Raw genomic sequence first — 19,562 nt, forward strand, 5'->3', positions numbered from 1 at the left:
CAAAAAAAAGATAACTTAGAATGAGAATTTTAAATAATGAAAATTAGATAGAAAAGAACAGATTTACAGAAAACCCAAAAGTAAAATACTCTGAGTTAATCTTTATTTAACTGCATTTATTATTTGTTTTGCTACTTCTTTTGCGCCATTATAAGACCAATGTGTGTCATCATAATAATAAAAATCCACATTTTTGGTATTCTTATTATATTCTTTAATTGTTTGTATTGGATTGACGTAAATATAATTTTTTGGAAGTTTTTCTAACTTTTCTAAAATAATGGGTTTCTCAAAATGATTTTTGTTTATTATATTATCGTAATAAGCGTTTAACTTATCTGGCGCGGGTAAAAATATTAACTTTACATTTTGCTTTTTTAGTTCTGCATCAATTTTATTTAATAAATCGTTTAGTTTTGTTGCTATTTCGGGTTTATTATTTTCGGATGAAGAAGAAACATCATCCTGATAGAGTAAAATTTCTTTTTTGTTAATAGAAAATAACTCTTTGTTTGTATCTAGGCGGCATACTTTATCAATCTTTTCTTTATTTAGAATATAGCTTATTGTATGATAAGGAAATGTGAAAATAGTCTTATTTGGAAATTCTGTATCTGTTAATCGTAAATGATGATCGACTCTATTATCTTCTATTACTTCAGTTTTTGTATATTTTATATTCTTGTTAAAGTTATTCACTCTATCAAAAAGATATCTTTCGACACTTTCTAGAATTACATATTTTACATTGTTATTTTTAAAGAAATTGGTTTCGGCTAATGCTGATAAAGATTCAAAAGGATTAATATTTATGACTAATTCAGAATTTAGATTAGAGACTTTTTCATTACTTAAGTATCCTAAATAGTTTTTATATCCATTGTCATCATTTGTAAAAGAATCTCCAATCAAAAAATAATCGATTTTTTGATTTTTTACATTAATATCATCAATTATATTGAAATATTTTTTGCCGGCAATTTCATTTACCAATCCAGATCTATAATTAGGAAAGAAGTCGTATACTTCGGCCATACGCATTAAATCACCTTTATCTGTGGTGTACATTATCAACGTAAAGCTTTGTAATATTATGAAAGGAGACAAAAAAACTAATGTCTTTTTTATAAAATTTTTCATGTGACTTTAGATTAGAATTGGAAATAAATAAATTGTTGTTTATCGGTACCAAACCAAAATATTAAAATAATCAATAGATAGTAAAACGTATATCGTATCCATTTTTTTTGCAAAAATAATTTGTCTATTGCAAAATCATTTTCTCTTCCAAACCACTCAACAATCATAAAGAATATAATGAGTATCAAAATGTTACCTTTTATCAATCTGGGATTTGTAAAAAAGTTTTCAGAAAAAATACCTGCAATGTAGCTTAAAGCATGGTGGATATCCTTAGCCCTAAAGAAAATCCATACAAAAGTAGTTAATATAAAAGTTAAGAAAACACTTAAGGCATCTCTCAATGTAGGCCATATCTTACCTTTTGCGACAATGTCTAAATGATTTCTGTTGGTACCTAATATCACAGAAGGCATCATCAGTAAGGCGTTTAAAGCACCCCAGACAATAAATGTCCAATTGGCACCGTGCCAAAAACCGCTTACTATAAATATGATGAAGGTATTCCTGACTTTCATTAATGTACCGCCTTTACTTCCGCCAAGAGGAATGTACAGATAATCTCTAAACCAAGAGGATAATGAGATATGCCAACGTCTCCAGAATTCTGAAATATTTCTTGAAAAATAAGGGTAATTAAAGTTTTTTAGTAACTCAATTCCAAACAATTTAGAAGTACCCGTTGCTATATCCGAATATCCGGAGAAATCTCCATAAATTTGAAATGCAAAGAGAATGGCTCCTAAAAATAAGGTACTTCCATTATAATCTGCTGAATTATCAAAAATCTGATTAACATATGTTGCACAGTTATCTGCAATAACTACTTTTTTAAAGAATCCCCAAAGTATTTGTTTTAAACCGTCAACAGATTGTGCTCTACTAAATATTCTAGGTTTCTTTATTTGTGGCAATAGATGCGTTGCTCTTTCAATAGGACCAGCAACTAATAAAGGGAAATAGCTGACAAATAGGGCATATTGAACGAAATTTTTCTCCGAAGGAATACGCCTTTTATAAATGTCGATAACATAAGACAAACCATGAAAGGTGTAAAATGAAATTCCGACAGGCAAAATAACTTGTAATGAAGTAAGATTGGCCTGTATTCCTACTGTATTTAATAGGTGTACAAAATTGTCAATGAAGAAATTATAGTATTTAAATACTCCTAAGAATCCCAGATTGATGCCTATACAAACAAAAAGCCATATTTTCCTTTTTAAAGGATTTTTTTCTTTATCAATCTGTATTCCACTAAAATAATCTAAAAATGTTGAAAACATTAATAAAAATACAAATCGCCAATCCCAACAAGAGTAGAAAAAATAACTAGCTAATAAAAGTAATACGTTTTGGGTACTTAATTTTTTATTTGTTATTAGCCAATATAAAGCATATACAATTGGTAAAAAGGCAACAAATTCAATGGAATTAAAAAGCATATTTATAAATAATTTCTTTTGTGTTATATTTTTATAATATTCATCTTAAAAAATGTTGTGCAAACTGTATAAAATCAACGCAATTTTTTTATTAAATACATAGAGATGAACAAGGTTATAAAGGGATTTTACATCACAAATTCATTCTAAAGTATCACGATTCTTCAATAATAATATAACCAATAATATAGTATATTTAATACCACTGCAAAAATAATTAAAATAATAATAAAAAAGGATATTATAATATTTTGGAATCTTTCTCGAAAATAGAATCATTTAACAAATCAAAAGCAACCGATATTCACCATCATTTTCCATAGGTGCCCGATGAATACATGGTAAAACTTGCTGCTCAGGATGATCAACCGATAATCTCCACAGATGACCAAACCTAAATTTATTGACTGAGCATCAGGTCTGGGTTGATAATGCAAATCAAAATAGTTTTCTTTCAAAAAGCCTTCAAATTCTGCATCCGGACCATCATGTAATTCTTTAAGCTTTTTCCGAATTTCAGGAATCAGGATTTTTTTGTGTAGCCTGATCATTGGGTGAAATATCACTGGAATTTACAATATAATAGTATTATTTGTTTCTTTGTCCGAAACTCAGAAGAAACTATTTTATAATTCCCGTAAAAGACAATTGCAAAAGAATCTAATAGAGATATAATAAGTAGATTACTTAAAACATTTTAATAGAAGATTTGAGCGATAATTGTTAGAATTGTAAATTATTTTCGTCCTAAAAAATAGAATAAAATTGAGGTGTACAGGCGAAATGTATCAATTATCACAGGTGTAATCGGGAATTATTATTTAATTGATTTTAAGAATATTATAAGGTTTGAGGTGTACGAAAGTAGTACAGATGCTATTTTTATTTTAGCTATAAAATCGATAAAACCCTTTATTTATCGGTGTTTGCTAAGACGATATTGGTGCGGAAAAGTAGAAAAAAAAGATGTTGCAACATCTTAATCATGTGCCACTTTTGTACACCTTAAGCTACGTAAACCACCATTAATAAACACTTATTTAGATATGTATCGGGGAAATAACCATAGCAAATCATTTCAAACAACGCATCCTATTTTTTCTAATCTTTTTTCAAGAGATCATGATATTCTTGGAAGAAGAGAAAATAGCTTTTAATTTTAATATCACATTATTGAGAATTAATATTATATTTGTGGACTTAATTTTATTTATTTCCTTTAATATAGTCTTATGAATATCATTACTAATACTTTTTCAGTTTTAAAAAAGTCATCTGCGGTTGCTGTTTTTACTGTAGCAGCTTTCAGTAGCAATCTCTCAGCACAGAAAAAAATAGATACTTATTTCGACCATCTGTTCATACAGAAAAAGATGATGGGCAGTGTTGCAGTTTCATATAAGGACAGTATTATTTATGCAAAAGCCATAGGGTATGCGGATGCAGACTCAAAATTGCTAAATAATAACAATACAAAATTTCGTATTGCTTCTTTAACAAAAACCTTTACCGGTGCACTCATATTAAAAGCTGTGGAGGAAAAGAAACTAACGCTTGGCGACAAGCTTTCTGCATATTATCCTGAGGTTAAAAATGCTGATAAGATAACAATAAAGCACTTGCTTAACCAACGTTCAGGAATAATCAATTTTACAGAGATTGAAGGCGAAAATACTTGGGAAAAAACATTGCATTCTCAAAAAGACTTTATTGATTTCTTTGTTAATGAGAAAAGTAATTTTGAGCCAGGTTCTAAGTTTGAATATAGCAATACCAACTATGCGTTGCTTGGTTTCATCCTTGAAAAACTATATCAAAAACCTTTTGCAGAGATTCTTGATGAAAAAATTTGCAAACCGCTTCATCTAAAAAATACCTACTATTCGTTTGAAACCGACAGCAAACAGAATGAAGCGCTCTCTTACAATATTCAGGATAAGTTTTTGAGAAATGCAGCTGTAAATTTCTCCAACCATCCGGCTAGTGGCGGAATTTCTTCTACACCGAGTGACGTTAATAAATTTCTTTTTGCCTTATTTAACAATAAATTGATTTCTGCTGAAAGCCTGAAAATGATGCTTCCTAAGACTACAGAAGAATATGGAATGGGTATCATGAAACTTGCATTAGGTAAAAATGAAGTTTATGAACATGGAGGCAGAGTAGAAAATTACTATTCAGATTACTGGTATTTCCCTAAAGAAAATTTAGGAATTGTGGTGCTTACTAATGCAGTAAATATTGATCTTGAACAGATCTTGATTACCCTTACGGAGTTTGCCTACAATAACGAACCGGAGTTACCTGATTTTAATAAAATAGAAGAGCTTTCTGATAAAGAATTTGCTGCGATTAGAGGAACATACTTTACAAAAGATAAAAAAGAATCGGTAACGATTTCTTCAAACGGTAACAGTTTAATCTTTCAGGGTTCAGAATCAGGACAGGATTATATTCCACTTAAATTTACAACGAAAAACACATTTGAATACCAGGGTATTAAGGTAGTGTTTGATCCACAAAAACATCAATTTCAAATATTTCAGGATAATAAGATAGAAGTATATACTCAAAATATATAATGTAAAGAAATATAGAATTTTAAGGCACAAACAATAGTATACATTTTTCAATTATCAATCCTCAATGATTTTATTTTAAACGAATCTTTGAGGATTTTTTTAATTTATCTAAAGAGAAATACTTCACATTAATTAAGCTTAAATCAATTAAAGTTTGAGTTGAATTTAAGCTAGAAAAAATCATTTAACAAATCAAAAGCAACCGATATTCAGCATCATTTTCCATAGGTGCACGATGAATACATGGTAAAACTTGCTGTTCAGGATGATCAACTGATAATCTCCACAGATGACCCAAACCTAAATTTGTTGGCTGAGCATCAGGTCTGGGTTGATAATGCAAATCAAAATAGTTTTCTTTCAAAAAGGCTTCAAATTCTGCATCCGAACCATCATGTAATTTTTTAAGCTTTTTCCGAATTTCAGGAATCAGGATTTTTTGTGTAGCCTGATCATTGGGTAAAATATCACTTGAAGCTCCATGATAAGTGCATAAAAAAGTGCTGGTGCCAATAGGAGAACGATCTACATGAAAAGAATAAACGTCTGTCGGAATGAAATCAAACTCATCATCTCGCTCATAATTTTTCAATAAATTGAGTGAAGGTAATGCTCCAAAATCTGTTAGTAATTGTAAATCATTTAGAATAATTTCTCTTGCAATACAACCATTTTCTGTCAATTGTAATGCTAAAAGATCTTCAGGGTAAACTTCTGTAATATTGTCTTTTAGTTGAAGCTTAGAAACAATTTCTTTAAAATCCCCGACTAAATTTCTTTCCCAACAAATCGCATTCACAATCCCTTGAAAATTAGTATTTACAAGCTCAGAAAAAGTAGAAACTACTCCGATTTGATTGTTGTCAAAAAATGTATTATCCATGTAGAAATGTAGAGCTGTAAAAAAAACTTTAGAATCTTAAAATTTGATAGATATCATTTTTCTGAATTTAAAATAATAATATCCCCAAACCAGCCAATTAACCCAAGGGATAATAATTAAAAACTCTTCGCCTGAAAATTCGGAAAGACTTCCGATGATAAGAATCAGATACAAAAAATGAATGCCGAAGAATGCAAGAAATGATAAATATTTATTTTCTCTGATGGGTTTAAATAGATTTAAAAAGGCGGGTAAATTAGCTAAAATTATGAGAATTTGAATTTCCCATCGCAATGCCATATTGCAATCCTCCAAAACAATTCATTTTAGGTGTGCCGTCTTCATAATGATCTGGGGTCTGCATATCTATGAAGATCAAAAATCCAATCATGAAAATTGTTCCGGCTAAAAAACTAGCAAGAATACCTGAACCTATAATTTTAGCAATTGGTTTTTTCATTTTAAGATTTTAAATATACTTTAATTTTCTCTTTTTAATAATCTAAAAAACACTAATCTTATCATTAAATTGATATTGAGTCTCAAAATGTATTAGTTTGTAAAGATTTGCATCAAATTTGCAATTCAAAATTCTCATTATTTCAATTAAAATTCAGCAAAAACATGGAAAGTAACAGTGATAGCGCTCAAAGTAGTTTCTCAAAATTTTTCAATGATAAAAAGACGAAACTCTTTTTGTGTTTTACTCTGTTTTTTATCATTGTATTTCTCCTTTTAAGCTTTTATGTTGTCGATTCTTCTCCAAAATCTTGGGATCTTTTGGTTTCTCAGGAACTTCAGGAAGATCAGAGTGAGATTTTGGATGTCATGATGAAAGGCTTTAGCTGGCTCGGAACGGTTTACGTAGCAGCAGCAATAGTGCCAGCGTTTGCGTTGATATTCTTACTGTTTAGTTATAAAAAAGAAGCACTTTTTACATTTTCTTGCTTATTATCTGGTGGTGTAAGTTATGTTTTAAAAATATTGATAGATCGTCCGAGACCAACTACAGATTTTGTGAGAATTGTAGAAGAAACGCATCATCAGAGCTTTCCCAGTGGCCATGTTTTGTTTTATACAGCCTTTTTTGGAACTCTGATTGTGATTGCTTTATACTCTAATATTTTGAAATTATCCTTAAAAATTATAATTAGCTTGGTTTGTCTGGCAATGATTGTTTTGGGAGCGGTTTCTAGGATATACTTGGGAGCACATTGGTTTACAGATGTGATTGGCGGCTTTATTGTTGGAGTTTTGTTCGTGATGGTCACGGGAAGTATTTATCTCAGAAGTAAGAAGAGGAGTGTGCTGGCATAAAAAAAATTCATTACCAAAAGTTTTGATAATGAATAATTTATTTTAATTAAAAGAGTTGAAATTAAACTCTGTAAGTAAATGCATTAATGTTCATCCCTGCACCAACAGATGCGAAAAGAATAATATCTCCTTCAGTGAAGGAATGCTCATCCATTTCACCTTTCATAATCAGATCATACAATGTCGGGATTGTTGCCACACTACTGTTTCCAAACTTGTGAATAGACATCGGCATAATATCTGAAGGCACTTCCAAATCATACAGACTGTAGAACCTTTCAATAATTGCTTCATCCATTTTTTCGTTTGCCTGATGAATTAGGATCTTTTTTAAATCTTTTATGTCAATTCCTGCCTTTTCAAGACAAGATTTCATGGCTAAAGGAACTTTCGTTAAAGCAAATTCATAGATCTTTCTGCCTTTCATCTTTATATATCGGATGTCAGACTCGTCATCCTGCTTATAAGAAGTTCCGAAAAACAAAAAATTAGCTTCGTCATAAGAATAAGTAGCACTTTCATGAGAAAGGATTCCGTTATTTTCATCTGTAGCTTCTACAATAACGGCACCTGCACCGTCAGCATAGATCATAGAATCACGATCGTAAGGATCGGTAACTCTGGATAAAGTTTCTGCACCAATAACCAGGCAACGCTTTGCAATACCTGCTTTTACAAATGAGCTTGCGTGAATCATCGCTTCGTTCCAACCCGGACAGCCAAACAACAAGTCATAAGCAACACAACTTGGGTTTTTTATGCGTAATTTATTTTTCACACGGGTTGCAATACTAGGAACCGTGTCAGACTGAATTTTACCTTTCTGAATGTCTCCGTAATTGTGTGCTACAATGATATAATCAATCGTTTCTCTGTCAATACCTGCATCTTCGATTGCTTTTTCGGCTGCGAAATAAGCCAAATCTGATGTTACATGCTGAGAATCGGCATATCTGCGCTCTTCAATCCCGGTAATATCTTTAAATTTTCCAATAATAGACTCAGGAAATTTGATTGCCAAACCATCTTCATTCAAAAATACGTGATCGGTAAAATCGGCATTTTTCATCACGTTTTCAGGAGTATAGCTGCCGGAACCTTTAATTCTTATATTCATCATAAATATCTTTGTAGTAATATACCGCTGTACATATTTATTTTACGGATTATTAATCAAAATTAGGATAAATCCATGTCTTATTCCTAATTTAAGAGGATTATTATAAAAATATTTTAAATTCTTCACATAGTAAATTTAAAATGTATTGATTTTCAGTCATTTAATTTTACTCGAATATGGTGTCCTCAAAGCACGTCGCTTGGATTACAGATCATTTATCTTAAGTTAAAATTCATGGTTTAAGATTTGTACTTTTGCATTCAGAATTGAAAGTTCAGAAGATTGGAAACAGCGAATTCTTTAATAATTGTAATTATAATGATTATATTGTAAAATGAGTAAAATTAATGTTTTTTGGTTCCGGAGAGATTTAAGACTTGAAGATAATGCCGCATTATTTCATGCTTTACAATCTGATTTGAAAGTTTTGCCAATCTTTATTTTTGATAAAGAAATTCTCGATCAATTGAGCGATAAATCAGACAGAAGGGTAGATTATATTCATCAGGCATTGACGGAAATTAATAATGAATTTAAAGATTATAAAACCACTCTAAAAACTTTTTACGGCAACCCTTTAGATGTTTTTAAACAGCTTGCTGAAGATTTTGAGATTAATGCGGTTTTCTGCAACAGAGATTATGAGCCTCAGGCTATAAAAAGAGATATTGAAGTAGCCGATTTTTTAAATAAAAATAATATTCAGTTCTCTGATTTTAAAGATCAGATTATTTTTGAGAAAAATGATGTTCTTAAAAGTGATAATACACCTTACACGGTTTTCACCCCCTATTCAAAAAAATGGAAAGAAAATTTCAACGATATTAAAATTGAGAAATACGATGGCGATTTTAAAAATTTTCTTCCAATAAGTCATGAAAATATAATCAGTTTAAAAGAAATAGGATTTGAAAAAACTGATTTTGAATTTAAAAAGCCTGCTTTAGAGAAAAAAATCATTGATTCTTATGATAAGCACAGAGATTTTCCTGCTTTAGATCATACGACTCGTTTGGGAATTGCACTTCGTTTCGGTACAATTTCCGTGAGAAAATGTGTGGAGTTTGCTATAAAACACAACGAAACATGGCTTAATGAATTGATCTGGAGAGAATTTTTTATGCAGATATTGTTTCACTTTCCGTATGTGGTAAAAGGTTGCTTCAAGAAAAAATATGAAAATATTGAATGGCGAAATGACGAAAAAGAATTTAAATTGTGGTGCGAAGGAAAAACAGGTTATCCAATCGTAGACGCGGGAATGAGACAGCTTAATGAAACAGGCTTTATGCACAATAGAGTAAGGATGATTACGGCAAGTTTTCTCACCAAACATTTATTGGTCGACTGGCGGTGGGGTGAGGCTTATTTTGCAGAAAAACTTTTAGATTATGAGTTGTCTTCCAATAACGGAAACTGGCAGTGGGCAGCAGGTTGCGGTTGTGATGCAGCTCCATATTTTAGAGTGTTCAGTCCTGATGCACAAACGCAAAAGTTTGATAAAAATTCAAAATATATAAATCAATGGCTTCCGAGAAATTATGACATTCAGCCAATAGTAGAACATAAATCTGCCCGAGAAAGAGCTTTAGCAACCTATAAAAAAGGGTTAGAATAAAATATAATTCTGAAATTATTAGATAACTTTGGTTACAACACCATGACCGATTAAATTTTCTCCTTCAAAAAAATCAAAATCTAATCCCTCATAAATTTTTCCGGTAACGTAGTCGCTCTTTAATAGAGCTATTTCTGCAGTAACCGTATCTCCCGGAAACACCAAATCAGTTTCTGCAAATGTCTGCACTCCAATATACAATTCCAAATCAAACGGAAATTTGATAGACGATCTGTATCCTGAGGAAACCGGCGTTGTTTTTACGCCGTCTTTTGCGGGTAAATACGTGAGCAATGCGGTGAAATTTGGTTTGATTTTCATTCTTGATCTAAGACTTTGTAAATAAGGCACGAATTTATAAAAATTAAATATAATGACGCCCAATACCAGGAAATTCTTCAGAATCTATTCATTGTAAACTTCTTCATCAAATGGCTTGATTCACTCTTATTTGTATGATTAAATAATATTTTCGTTTTTCAGAATAACAGCTAAATGAAATAATGTTTTCGCTTTGTACTGTTTTCTGATAGTATTCAGTCTTTTTTCAATAGAGCTTGTACTCATTACCGTTTCTGGTTTTGATTTCATAAGCTCAGCCATCTCAGCAATTTTCACACCCTTAGATAAATGTTTAAGTATAAGTAAATCCTGTTTTTCCATGTTGTAAAAGTAGAAATTTAATTTACAATTTAGATGAATCAAGTTTAAATTTTTAATTAAAAATTACTTTTTTTCCGAAAATGTGATGAGAATAATATCTTTCGATGCTTATTTTTTTAAAAAACAAATTTTGATTATAATAGGTAAATTAAAGATTGTTTTTAGAATAGGGATTTTTTAAGCTAAGAAAGTTTTGAATGCAGTAGATAGAAATGGGGATGCACTATCCAGTAGATTTTTAGATAAGTTTTTGATGAGAGGATTTGTATAGAAACTAAAAAAGAGAAACCAAATATTGATTTCTCTTTTTTAGTGAGCGCGTCAGGATTCGAACCTGAGACCGTCCCGATTAAAAATCGGGATGCTCTATCCAAAGTGACTCTCTATTAATTTTTTAATTTTCGATTTACTTTTCCAAGCTTTTATTTCAATTTCTCTTTTATAGGCTTGAGATTTGTCTTCAAAGGTTTCAGAGAATACAATAATCCAATCTTTCGCTTTTGAAGTAAAACCGCTGTGATTTGAAAGGTGCTTTCTTAATCTTTCCTGCAAATCTTCACAAGAATGTCCAATATAATATTTGTCAGTTGATGCTGAATAGAGGATATAACAGAAACACATGAGTAAATATAAATAAAAAAGAGAAACCAAATATTGATTTCTCTTTTTTAGTGAGCGCGTCAGGATTCGAACCTGAGACCGTCTGCTTAGAAGGCAGATGCTCTATCCAGCTGAGCTACGCACCCATTTGTAATTTTGAGAAAATTACTAAAACAGTCGGGGCGGCAGGATTCGAACCTGCGACCTCCTGGTCCCAAACCAGGCGCGATGACCGGACTACGCTACGCCCCGAATTAGTCTTTGCTGCGGAGAGTAAGGGATTCGAACCCTTGGTACCGTTACCAGTACGCATGTTTAGCAAACATGTCCTTTCGGCCTCTCAGGCAACTCTCCTAAACAACGTTTTTGAATGACTTCTATTCCGTTATTGCGAGTGCAAATATAGAATAGATTTCTTTATTTACCAAATAATTTTCAGAAAAAAATTGTGTATTTTTGAAGGAATAATCGGTTAAAAATCTAAACTAATGCGTAAAACATTATATATCATCGGCTTAAGTACTCTTGTTTTTTCTTGTACTTCGCAAAAAAATGTAAAGAAAAGTACTTACAAGCCGAGAACTACTGTGATACAACCAAAAACGGCGGTTAACTCTCAAAATTTAGAAAAAAATAAACCTGAAGTTGCAACCGAACATGGTGTTGAATTTTTCAGAACAAATATTGCAGATATCACTAAAAATGATAACACTACAAGTTACGGGTCTATCGTCTCTGCAAAACCTGCAGGATATAAAGTTGTGAAAACACATTTTCCAGCAATTGCTCAGAATTTCAGACAAAAATATTTGATTTTACATTACACGGTTTTACCTGATGATAAATCGATTGAGGTTCTTACAAAGCAGTCTGTAAGCGCACATTATTTAGTGAATAATTTGGGTGATAACGAAATTTACCAATTAGTTGATGAGAACAAACGTTCATATCACGCTGGTGTAAGCGCTTGGCGCACCGATAAAAACCTTAATGATACTTCAATTGGGATTGAAATCGTGAACTTGGGTTATAAAGCGGATGCAACCGGAGCAAAAACTTTTGAACCATTCAGTGATGATCAGATTAAAAAAGTTGCTGCATTGGCGAAAGATATTGTGACGAGATACAATATTCCGGCAACCAATGTTTTGGCGCATTCAGATATTGCTCCGACAAGAAAGCAAGATCCGGGGCCACTTTTTCCTTGGAAGAAACTTTATGATGAATATCAAATCGGGATGTGGTATGATGAAATGGCAAAACAGAACCTATTATTGTTAGCTCAAACAGATATTGAAACAAAGTATAATGAGCCGTCATTTGTTTTTTTAGTTCAGACTGCTTTACAAAAATTTGGTTATGATCTGTTGCCAAACGGAAAATGGGATGATGTTACAAAAAAAACTATAGAAGCTTTACAATATCACTTCAGACCACAAAATTATAGCGGTGTTTTAGACGCTGAAACATGGGCTATTTTACAGTCTTTGAATCAAAAATATCCAACAAAATAAATTAAAAAAGCGCATCTTCAACGGTGTGTTTTTTATCATTTAAATTAATTTAAACTGTTAAAAAAAATATTTTAATGGAAAACTTCAGACAAGAAAGTGATTTGTTAGGCGAACTGAATGTTCCGGTTAACGCCTATTACGGGGTTCAGACGCAGAGAGCGATTGATAATTTCAAAATTTCGGGTCAGCTTCTTTCATCTTATCATGAATTTATAAAAGGGTTGGCTTTCGTAAAAAAAGCAGCAGCTAAAACCAATTACGAGTTAGGTTTACTCGATCAGGATTTATATTTTAAAATTGCTGAAACCTGTGACGAATTGATTGGTGGATTATTCCATACTGAATTCCCTGTTGACATGATTCAGGGAGGTGCGGGAACTTCTATCAATATGAATGCGAATGAAGTGATCGCCAACAGAGTTTTAGAAAAATTAGAAAAAAATAAAGGTGAATACGAATTTTGTTCACCAAACGATCATATCAATCTCTCGCAATCGACCAATGATGCGTATCCCACGGCAATCAAAATGGGATTGTTGCAGATGAATGAAACTTTAGTTGAAAAATTAAAGAAAATTGTTGAAGCTTTCCGTGCAAAAGGCGTGGAATTTCAAGATGTGATTAAAATGGGGCGAACACAGCTTCAGGATGCCGTTCCGATGACAATGGGGCAGGAGTTTGAAGCGTTTGCTGCAACTTTGGAAGAAGATATTTCTAAATTAAATAACAACGCTAATTTATTTGTTGAGGTCAACATGGGCGCAACCGCAATTGGTACAGGAATCAATGCTCCGATAGGGTATGCAACGCTTTGTGCTAAAAATTTAGCAGAGATTACAGGCTATCCCGTGGTTTCAGCACCAGATTTGGTTGAAGCAACTCCGGACACAGGTTCGTATGTTATTTACTCTTCAGCGATGAAGCGTTTGGCTTTAAAACTTTCCAAAATCTGTAATGATTTAAGATTACTGTCTTCAGGACCGAGAGCTGGTTTGTCTGAAATCAATTTGCCACCAATGCAGCCCGGATCATCCATTATGCCTGGAAAGGTAAATCCTGTCATCCCTGAAGTGGTGAATCAGGTTTGCTTTAAAGTGATTGGAAATGATTTAACGGTAACTTTTGCAGCAGAAGCCGGACAATTGCAGTTAAATGTAATGGAGCCCGTTCTTTCGCATGCCATTATGGAAAACATTCATTTTCTATGTAACGCACTTGATACGCTTCGTGAAAAATGTGTGGTGGGAATTACTGCAAATAAGGAAGTTTGTCTCAATATGGTCAAACACAGCATCGGAATTGTGACTGCGCTTAATCCATATATTGGCTACAAACAATCTACACAGATTGCAAAAGAAGCTCTTGCAACAGGACAAAGTGTATACAATTTGGTATTGGAAAAACATCTACTTTCTCAAGAACAGTTAGACGAAATTCTTGATCCAAGAAATATGTTGAAACCGCACAATAAATAATGGGTAATAAATAATTGGTAATGAGTGATTTTTAATTATTTCTTAATCAATTTAATAACTCAATAATTCAAAAATAGATTTGAAATTTTTAATCATCATTCCCGCACACAACGAACAGGGAAATCTTCCGTTCACCTTAGATTCTTTACAGCAGCAAAGTTTTAAAGATTTTAAAGTGGTTATCGTGAACGATGGTTCTACGGATAAAACTACTGAAGTCATCAGAAAATACACAGCTGCAGATTCTCGTTTTGCGACCATTGATTTGGCGAAGTCTGCTCATCAGCCGGGTTCAAAAGTGGTGAATGCTTTTAAAAATGGGTTAAAAACTCAAAACATCGATGATTTTGATATCATCTGTAAGTTTGATGCCGACATTATTTTAGAAAGTAACTATCTTTTTGAAGTACAAAAAGCATTTGCTAATCATCCAGAATACGGTTTAGTTGGCGGTTTACTGTATGTTGAAAAAAATGGAGATTGGGTGTATGAAGGTAACTCAAATAAACATCATGTTCGCGGTCCAATGAAAGCTTATAGAAAAGAATGTTTTGAAGCCATCGGCGGTTTAAGGGAGACTTTAGGTTGGGATAATATTGATTCTATTTTGCTTAAAAATTTAGGTTGGGAAGAAATTGTTTTGCCTGAATTGCAAGTGAAATTAATCAAAGCAAAAGGAGCAGATTATACGATAAAACCTGCAGATTATTACGGAAGATATTTTTATTTTTTAGGTTTAAACCGATTTCTCACTTACGTGGCGGCAGCGAAAGAAGCCATGAAAATAAAGTCGCCTTCATTTCTGTTCCAAATTATCAATGCTTACGAAAAATGCAAATCTCAAAATCTTGAATTGAAGATTTCGAAAGATGAGCAAAAAGTAATTAATGAACACCGTTGGGGCCTATTTAAAAAGAAATGGTTTAAAATTTAAATTCAATATGAATGGGCTTTAACCCGTTTACAAAAAAAAATCATGCGATCGGCTTTAGTCAAAACTTACAAATAATTCATTGAAAAAAATAGCCTACATAGAAATCGATACCCACGCAGAAATTGCTCAGGATTTTATGGATTTACTGCATGATTCAAAAGCATTTTCTGTGGATTATTATTTTTCAGAGAAGATTAAAAATCAAATCAAAGAAAGTGACGAATCTGTTCATGTGTCAGATTCTTCGATGATTTTGGATCAGTTGTCGACGAAAAAATATGATTTGGTTATTATCGGAACGGTTCACCGTTATTTCAATACTTTTTTAGCGATTAGTCAGAAATACAACACTTCGGTTATTGTTCATAATCTCAATTTTTCAAAAATTTCAAAGGCTAATTTACTTAAAAACATTTTTAAAAATGATTTGATTTATCGTCTAAAATTATGGTGGAAAGAAGGTCTTTTTTACGCAAATAAAGCTTACGGAAAAGCTCATCATCATTTGGTTCTCGATCAGGAATTGTCTTCTGATAAGCTTAAATTCCTGCCTCTTTTTTATACCAAATCATTTGAAAAAATAAAAAGTGAAATTCTAACAATCGTTATTCCGGGTGGAGTTTCTCAGAAAAGAAGAGATTACGAAAAGGTTATTCAAACAATTTACAATCTTGAGATCGATATCAGAAATGGATTAGATTTAAAAAATAAACTCATTGAATTTGTTTTCCTTGGAAAAGCGAAAGGAGATGAACTAAAACAAATTATAAATCTTGAGCGTTTTCTTGAAAATATCAATATCACCTATTTCCCACAAAGGGTTTCTTCTGAAATCTTCGATCAATGGATGAAAAAAGCAGATGTTCTCTGGTGCCCGATTCAAGAAGAAACGGAATTTTTCAGCAATAAAGAAATTTATGGCAAAACAAAAATGACTGGGAATTTAGGAGACGCCATCAAATATGGAAAGTTTGCGGTTTTCCCTAAAAATTATTCGTCAAAACTTGAGTTTATCATTCCTGAAGAAGAAAATGTGATCGAACAATTTTTTAGATTAAAAGATTCAAAATTTGATTTTTTGAAAGATTTTAGCCGTGAAAAAATTCAAAAAGGCATAGAAGAAGTTCTGAATCAGTTGGTTTCTATTTAAATTTCAAGACACTTTTAATGAATTTCATATTCAGATAATCCTCGATTGGGAAGATTTTGGTGAAATGATTTCCAATAAAAATCAGAATTAAAACGACCGCAGGTTTATAAACAAGATTGATGAAATTATTGTCAAAAACAGGCAATACAATCGCTACCGTAATCGCCAGAGTACAGATAATCGATACGAAAATCATCTCAATCGAAAAAGGCGAGACTTTAAACATGAAATAATTGAATACGACTTTAATCACATTATAAATGGTTACTGAAATTGCAGTAGATAGGGCAATACCAATTAACGAAAGGTCGGTGTGATTGATGAAATACCAGTTTAAACTTATCGTTAAACCCGCCAATAAAAGCATCACGATAATATTGAATTTGTAATATTTTGAAAGCGAGATGATATTTCCGTTGAAACCGGTCGCTAAATCCATTAAAACGGCAGATCCCCAAATCCAGATAACGGGTTCGTACATTCTCAGTAAGTCTCCTTTTTTAGGCATAAAATGTGTCAGATAAGGAAATCCAACCATAATGCAGCCAAACAAAACAGCTCCCAAAAAGTAGATGGTTAATGAGGTTTTTTTGTGAAATCTGTCGAGCTCTTCCATATCTCCATCGGCCAAATTTTTTCTGATAATTGGCGCAGAAATATTAAACAATCCTAATTGCGGAATGGATATCAAAGAAATAAGAGCAAGTAAAATACTGTAAACAGCGATTTCTTCTTCCCCGATAAATTCACCGATCATGTAGTTGTTGATTGCCATATGATTTCCGAAAGTCCCTAAAAATCCGAAAAAACTATAAGCGGCAAACTCCTTGTAAAAATGATCTTTCTTAAAATAATCTCTGCTGAAATCAAGCTTTACTTTTTCAAGCTTATTAGTGTAGTAAATATATCCGGTGAGCATCAATGCAAACATTCCGAAGAAAAAAGCTAGCGCAATTTGTTCTGAAAACTGAAAATAAAAGAAGAGGCAGAAAGATCCCAGATTCGCTAATTTTGGTAAAAGATTATCAAAAATATTCGAAACTACTATTCTTTTATAATTGGAAATATATCGGTTAAAAACTGCGCAAAGTGAGAGAGTTAAGACAAGTGGAAGAATGTATTTCTTACTTTCCCAGATTTTCATTTTTGTAAATTCAGGAAATAAAAAAGGGATGAGGAGAAAAATAATCAGAAAAAGTAAAAAGTTGATACAGACTAATGCTAAAGAGAGAGAAAGCATGTTTTGATTTTTACCATCTTCGTGAGCTTTCCCAAAAAACTTCACATTAGAATAAGAAATTCCCAAAACGACGAAAGGAACCAACATTTCTGCTGCAGACATGATGTATCTTAAAGTTCCGTAAAAAAAAAGATTATTCGTAAAAATAAAAATGGAGAACATCCCGATCAACGTCGCAATGTAACCAATCACGGAATACTTAAATCCCTGCCTTTCAACTACACTCATAAAATTTTAATAGTTTTTTGGAATAAAAATGATATTGTTGATGTAGTCGGTCTTATTTTTTTCGTCAGTGGTATTTTTAATAAGGATTTCTTCGGTCAGTCTTTCGATTTGGAAATTTTTTCTGTTTAAATAATTGACATCAAAACCCCAGCTTTCCACTTCTGAAATTTCGTTCCAGATTGGTTGGTCATGATGTCTCTGTTCCATCTCAACCATTAAAGTGGGTTTGAATTTTTTGATGATGTTTTTTCCGCCGTGCAGTGTTTTCATTTCGTTTCCTTCAACATCAATTTTGATGAAATCGATTTTGTTGAAATTCTCGATCGCTGCCCAATCGTCTAGTTTAATTACTTTTACCTGTTCGGTATAGCTTTTTTCTTCGCCTTTTTCTTTGTAAGAAGTATTAAGAGTTCCTCTTGAGGCGACCATCTTTCCATTGATGATGGGAACTTTAAATTCAGCGGTCGTATTTTCGTCAGAAAGTGCCAAAGGTAGAACATGCATCGCCGGAAATAACCTTTTCAGTCTCGAATTCAGCTTTTTGTTTGGTTCAAAGGCGTAAATATTGGAATGCGAAAGAGTGTTTTCTAATTGATAGAGAAACGTTCCCACGTTGGCGCCAATATCTAAAATGACTGCACTTTTAGGCAGAAATTCTTTAATCCAGACCAATTCGGGTTCTACATTACGCTTTGAAAAATTTTCTTTAGTTAATTGATGTAAACTTTTAAAATATCTCTGTTTGTAAAAACCTGGACTGATGTACTGTAGTTTTTCTGCGAGTTGCTGATATAAAGACATTGCTTTCTTTTTTTTATGACGACCGACAAAGATAGTGAAAAATGTTAAAACGATGTTAAAATATCACAAATGTAAAACCTTGTTTATGAGTTATTTATGTTGTTTGGAAGCTGTGGATTACTCAGAAGCATTTGAAAAAGGCGCATTTAAAAAATCATTAAAAGGTTTTGCAGAATTCATAATATCAGTTAGTTTTTGTACAGCGTTTTTATCCATGGCATCTTTATTTGTCAGGTTATAAACTCCGATAAAACTTTTAAGTCTAAGATATTCCGCCATTGGATCTTCTTTTTCAAAACCTTGAGGAATTTTTTTCAACTCATGCTCACGGTCTAATTCACCATAGTATTTTTTGAAATCTTTGTGATCAATTGCTTTTAAAAATTCATCTTTAAAGACTGATATTTCTTTTCTGATTTCTTTTAAAACAGGTGCTTCAGGCAGGTAAATTCCACTGGCGATAAATGATTTTCTGGGTTGAATATGAAGGTAGTGACCCGATTTTTCGTTGCTTTTTCCCATTCCGAGTGATGCACCGAAATAATTTTTGTAAGGCGTTTTATCTTTAGAAAAACGAATGTCTCTATAAATTCTGAGCAATGATTTTTTAGCATTGAGTTTCGCTACTTTTTCATCAGATTTTCCGACTTCCTGAATAAGTTGTTCTACAAAATTTTCAAATTCTTCCTGAGCCTCAGTGAAAAGATTTTTATTGTCGTTAAACCACTCTCGATTGTTGTTTTCATCGAGCTGTTTCAGATAGTCAAATATTTTTTTTGAAAGTGTAGCCGTCATTTTCTGTATTATTTTAATCAAAATTAAAGAAATCTAATCAGACTTGCAGTTTTTATC

At 32.2% G+C, this 19,562-nt stretch carries 18 protein-coding genes, 4 tRNA genes and 1 pseudogene; 7 read left to right on the plus strand and 16 right to left on the minus strand.

The annotated features are described in order from the left end of the window. Positions 1 to 102: 102 nt before the first annotated feature. The 3 genes and pseudogenes from MQX03_RS18150 to MQX03_RS18160 form a co-directional block, all read right to left on the minus strand. A complete protein-coding gene (locus tag MQX03_RS18150) occupies positions 103 to 1,140 on the minus strand; it encodes an alginate O-acetyltransferase AlgX-related protein (protein WP_242804721.1) in 1,038 nt (345 codons plus the stop codon). Between the two features lie 11 nt (positions 1,141 to 1,151). Further along, positions 1,152 to 2,585, minus strand: coding sequence for an MBOAT family O-acyltransferase (locus tag MQX03_RS18155; protein ID WP_242804723.1), 1,434 nt, complete (start codon positions 2,583 to 2,585; stop codon positions 1,152 to 1,154). Positions 2,586 to 2,864: 279 nt separating this feature from the next. Further along, a pseudogene (locus MQX03_RS18160) lies at positions 2,865 to 3,155 on the minus strand (DUF1826 domain-containing protein); the annotation flags it as partial. 662 nt (positions 3,156 to 3,817) lie between these two features. On the opposite strand from MQX03_RS18160, the gene MQX03_RS18165 reads away from it, so the two are divergent. Next, entirely contained in the window at positions 3,818 to 5,167 is a 1,350-nt protein-coding gene (locus MQX03_RS18165; RefSeq protein WP_242804725.1) for a serine hydrolase domain-containing protein, read from the plus strand. A 184-nt stretch (positions 5,168 to 5,351) separates the two neighbouring features. On the opposite strand, the gene MQX03_RS18170 is transcribed toward MQX03_RS18165, so the two are convergent. Beyond that, entirely contained in the window at positions 5,352 to 6,050 is a 699-nt protein-coding gene (locus MQX03_RS18170; protein WP_242804727.1) for a DUF1826 domain-containing protein, read from the minus strand. A 256-nt stretch (positions 6,051 to 6,306) separates the two neighbouring features. After that, positions 6,307 to 6,510: a hypothetical protein gene (locus tag MQX03_RS18175; protein WP_242804729.1), complete on the minus strand. Its 204-nt coding sequence runs from the start codon at positions 6,508 to 6,510 to the stop codon at positions 6,307 to 6,309. 164 nt (positions 6,511 to 6,674) lie between these two features. Here MQX03_RS18175 and MQX03_RS18180 point away from each other — a divergent pair, with 164 nt between their 5' ends. After that, positions 6,675 to 7,367 (plus strand): phosphatase PAP2 family protein, encoded by a 693-nt coding sequence (locus MQX03_RS18180; RefSeq protein ID WP_242804731.1) that lies wholly within the window; start codon positions 6,675 to 6,677, stop codon positions 7,365 to 7,367. A gap of 61 nt (positions 7,368 to 7,428) precedes the next feature. Here the strand turns inward: MQX03_RS18180 and MQX03_RS18185 are convergent, their stop codons facing one another. Next, positions 7,429 to 8,484: a 3-oxoacyl-ACP synthase III family protein gene (locus tag MQX03_RS18185; protein ID WP_242804898.1), complete on the minus strand. Its 1,056-nt coding sequence runs from the start codon at positions 8,482 to 8,484 to the stop codon at positions 7,429 to 7,431. Positions 8,485 to 8,821: 337 nt separating this feature from the next. Here MQX03_RS18185 and MQX03_RS18190 point away from each other — a divergent pair, with 337 nt between their 5' ends. Next, positions 8,822 to 10,105: a cryptochrome/photolyase family protein gene (locus MQX03_RS18190; RefSeq protein WP_242804733.1), complete on the plus strand. Its 1,284-nt coding sequence runs from the start codon at positions 8,822 to 8,824 to the stop codon at positions 10,103 to 10,105. A gap of 18 nt (positions 10,106 to 10,123) precedes the next feature. On the opposite strand, the gene MQX03_RS18195 is transcribed toward MQX03_RS18190, so the two are convergent. The 7 genes from MQX03_RS18195 to MQX03_RS18225 all read right to left on the minus strand — a co-directional run bounded on the left by MQX03_RS18195 (position 10,124) and on the right by MQX03_RS18225 (position 11,722). Beyond that, positions 10,124 to 10,426, minus strand: a complete 303-nt coding sequence (locus MQX03_RS18195; RefSeq protein WP_129536407.1) for a hypothetical protein — start codon at positions 10,424 to 10,426, stop codon at positions 10,124 to 10,126. Between the two features lie 138 nt (positions 10,427 to 10,564). Further along, complete coding sequence (locus tag MQX03_RS18200) at positions 10,565 to 10,768, minus strand: hypothetical protein (RefSeq protein ID WP_129536408.1); 204 nt, start codon at positions 10,766 to 10,768, stop codon at positions 10,565 to 10,567. 313 nt (positions 10,769 to 11,081) lie between these two features. Continuing rightward, positions 11,082 to 11,152, minus strand: a tRNA-Lys gene (locus MQX03_RS18205). Beyond that, the gene (locus tag MQX03_RS18210; RefSeq protein ID WP_242804735.1) at positions 11,135 to 11,389 is read right to left on the minus strand and encodes a GIY-YIG nuclease family protein; all 255 of its coding nucleotides are present in this window, start codon (positions 11,387 to 11,389) and stop codon (positions 11,135 to 11,137) included. Before MQX03_RS18210 ends, MQX03_RS18205 begins: the two co-directional genes overlap by 18 nt. 51 nt (positions 11,390 to 11,440) lie before the next feature. Further along, positions 11,441 to 11,514, minus strand: a tRNA-Arg gene (locus MQX03_RS18215). A gap of 31 nt (positions 11,515 to 11,545) precedes the next feature. Continuing rightward, a tRNA-Pro gene (locus MQX03_RS18220) sits at positions 11,546 to 11,620 on the minus strand. 15 nt (positions 11,621 to 11,635) lie between these two features. Continuing rightward, positions 11,636 to 11,722, minus strand: a tRNA-Ser gene (locus MQX03_RS18225). Positions 11,723 to 11,856: 134 nt separating this feature from the next. On the opposite strand from MQX03_RS18225, the gene MQX03_RS18230 reads away from it, so the two are divergent. The 4 genes from MQX03_RS18230 (at position 11,857) to MQX03_RS18245 (ending at position 16,441) form a co-directional block, all read left to right on the plus strand. Continuing rightward, positions 11,857 to 12,882 (plus strand): N-acetylmuramoyl-L-alanine amidase, encoded by a 1,026-nt coding sequence (locus MQX03_RS18230; RefSeq protein ID WP_242804737.1) that lies wholly within the window; start codon positions 11,857 to 11,859, stop codon positions 12,880 to 12,882. A gap of 74 nt (positions 12,883 to 12,956) precedes the next feature. After that, positions 12,957 to 14,357: an aspartate ammonia-lyase gene (gene aspA / locus MQX03_RS18235; RefSeq protein WP_242804739.1), complete on the plus strand. Its 1,401-nt coding sequence runs from the start codon at positions 12,957 to 12,959 to the stop codon at positions 14,355 to 14,357. A gap of 79 nt (positions 14,358 to 14,436) precedes the next feature. Beyond that, entirely contained in the window at positions 14,437 to 15,291 is an 855-nt protein-coding gene (locus MQX03_RS18240) for a glycosyltransferase (RefSeq protein WP_242804741.1), read from the plus strand. Positions 15,292 to 15,370: 79 nt separating this feature from the next. Then, the gene (locus tag MQX03_RS18245) at positions 15,371 to 16,441 is read left to right on the plus strand and encodes a hypothetical protein (RefSeq protein WP_242804743.1); all 1,071 of its coding nucleotides are present in this window, start codon (positions 15,371 to 15,373) and stop codon (positions 16,439 to 16,441) included. Here the strand turns inward: MQX03_RS18245 and MQX03_RS18250 are convergent. From MQX03_RS18250 to MQX03_RS18260, 3 genes are all read right to left on the minus strand, one after another. Next, the gene (locus MQX03_RS18250; RefSeq protein WP_242804745.1) at positions 16,434 to 17,909 is read right to left on the minus strand and encodes a lipopolysaccharide biosynthesis protein; all 1,476 of its coding nucleotides are present in this window, start codon (positions 17,907 to 17,909) and stop codon (positions 16,434 to 16,436) included. The genes MQX03_RS18245 and MQX03_RS18250 overlap by 8 nt on opposite strands. 6 nt (positions 17,910 to 17,915) lie before the next feature. After that, entirely contained in the window at positions 17,916 to 18,710 is a 795-nt protein-coding gene (locus MQX03_RS18255) for an FkbM family methyltransferase (RefSeq protein WP_242804747.1), read from the minus strand. Positions 18,711 to 18,827: 117 nt separating this feature from the next. Next, entirely contained in the window at positions 18,828 to 19,505 is a 678-nt protein-coding gene (locus MQX03_RS18260; RefSeq protein ID WP_242804749.1) for a DUF2461 domain-containing protein, read from the minus strand. Between the last annotated feature and the right edge of the window lie 57 nt (positions 19,506 to 19,562).

Origin of the sequence: Chryseobacterium aahli (assembly GCF_022699665.1) — a bacterium.
GTDB lineage: Bacteria > Bacteroidota > Bacteroidia > Flavobacteriales > Weeksellaceae > Chryseobacterium > Chryseobacterium aahli.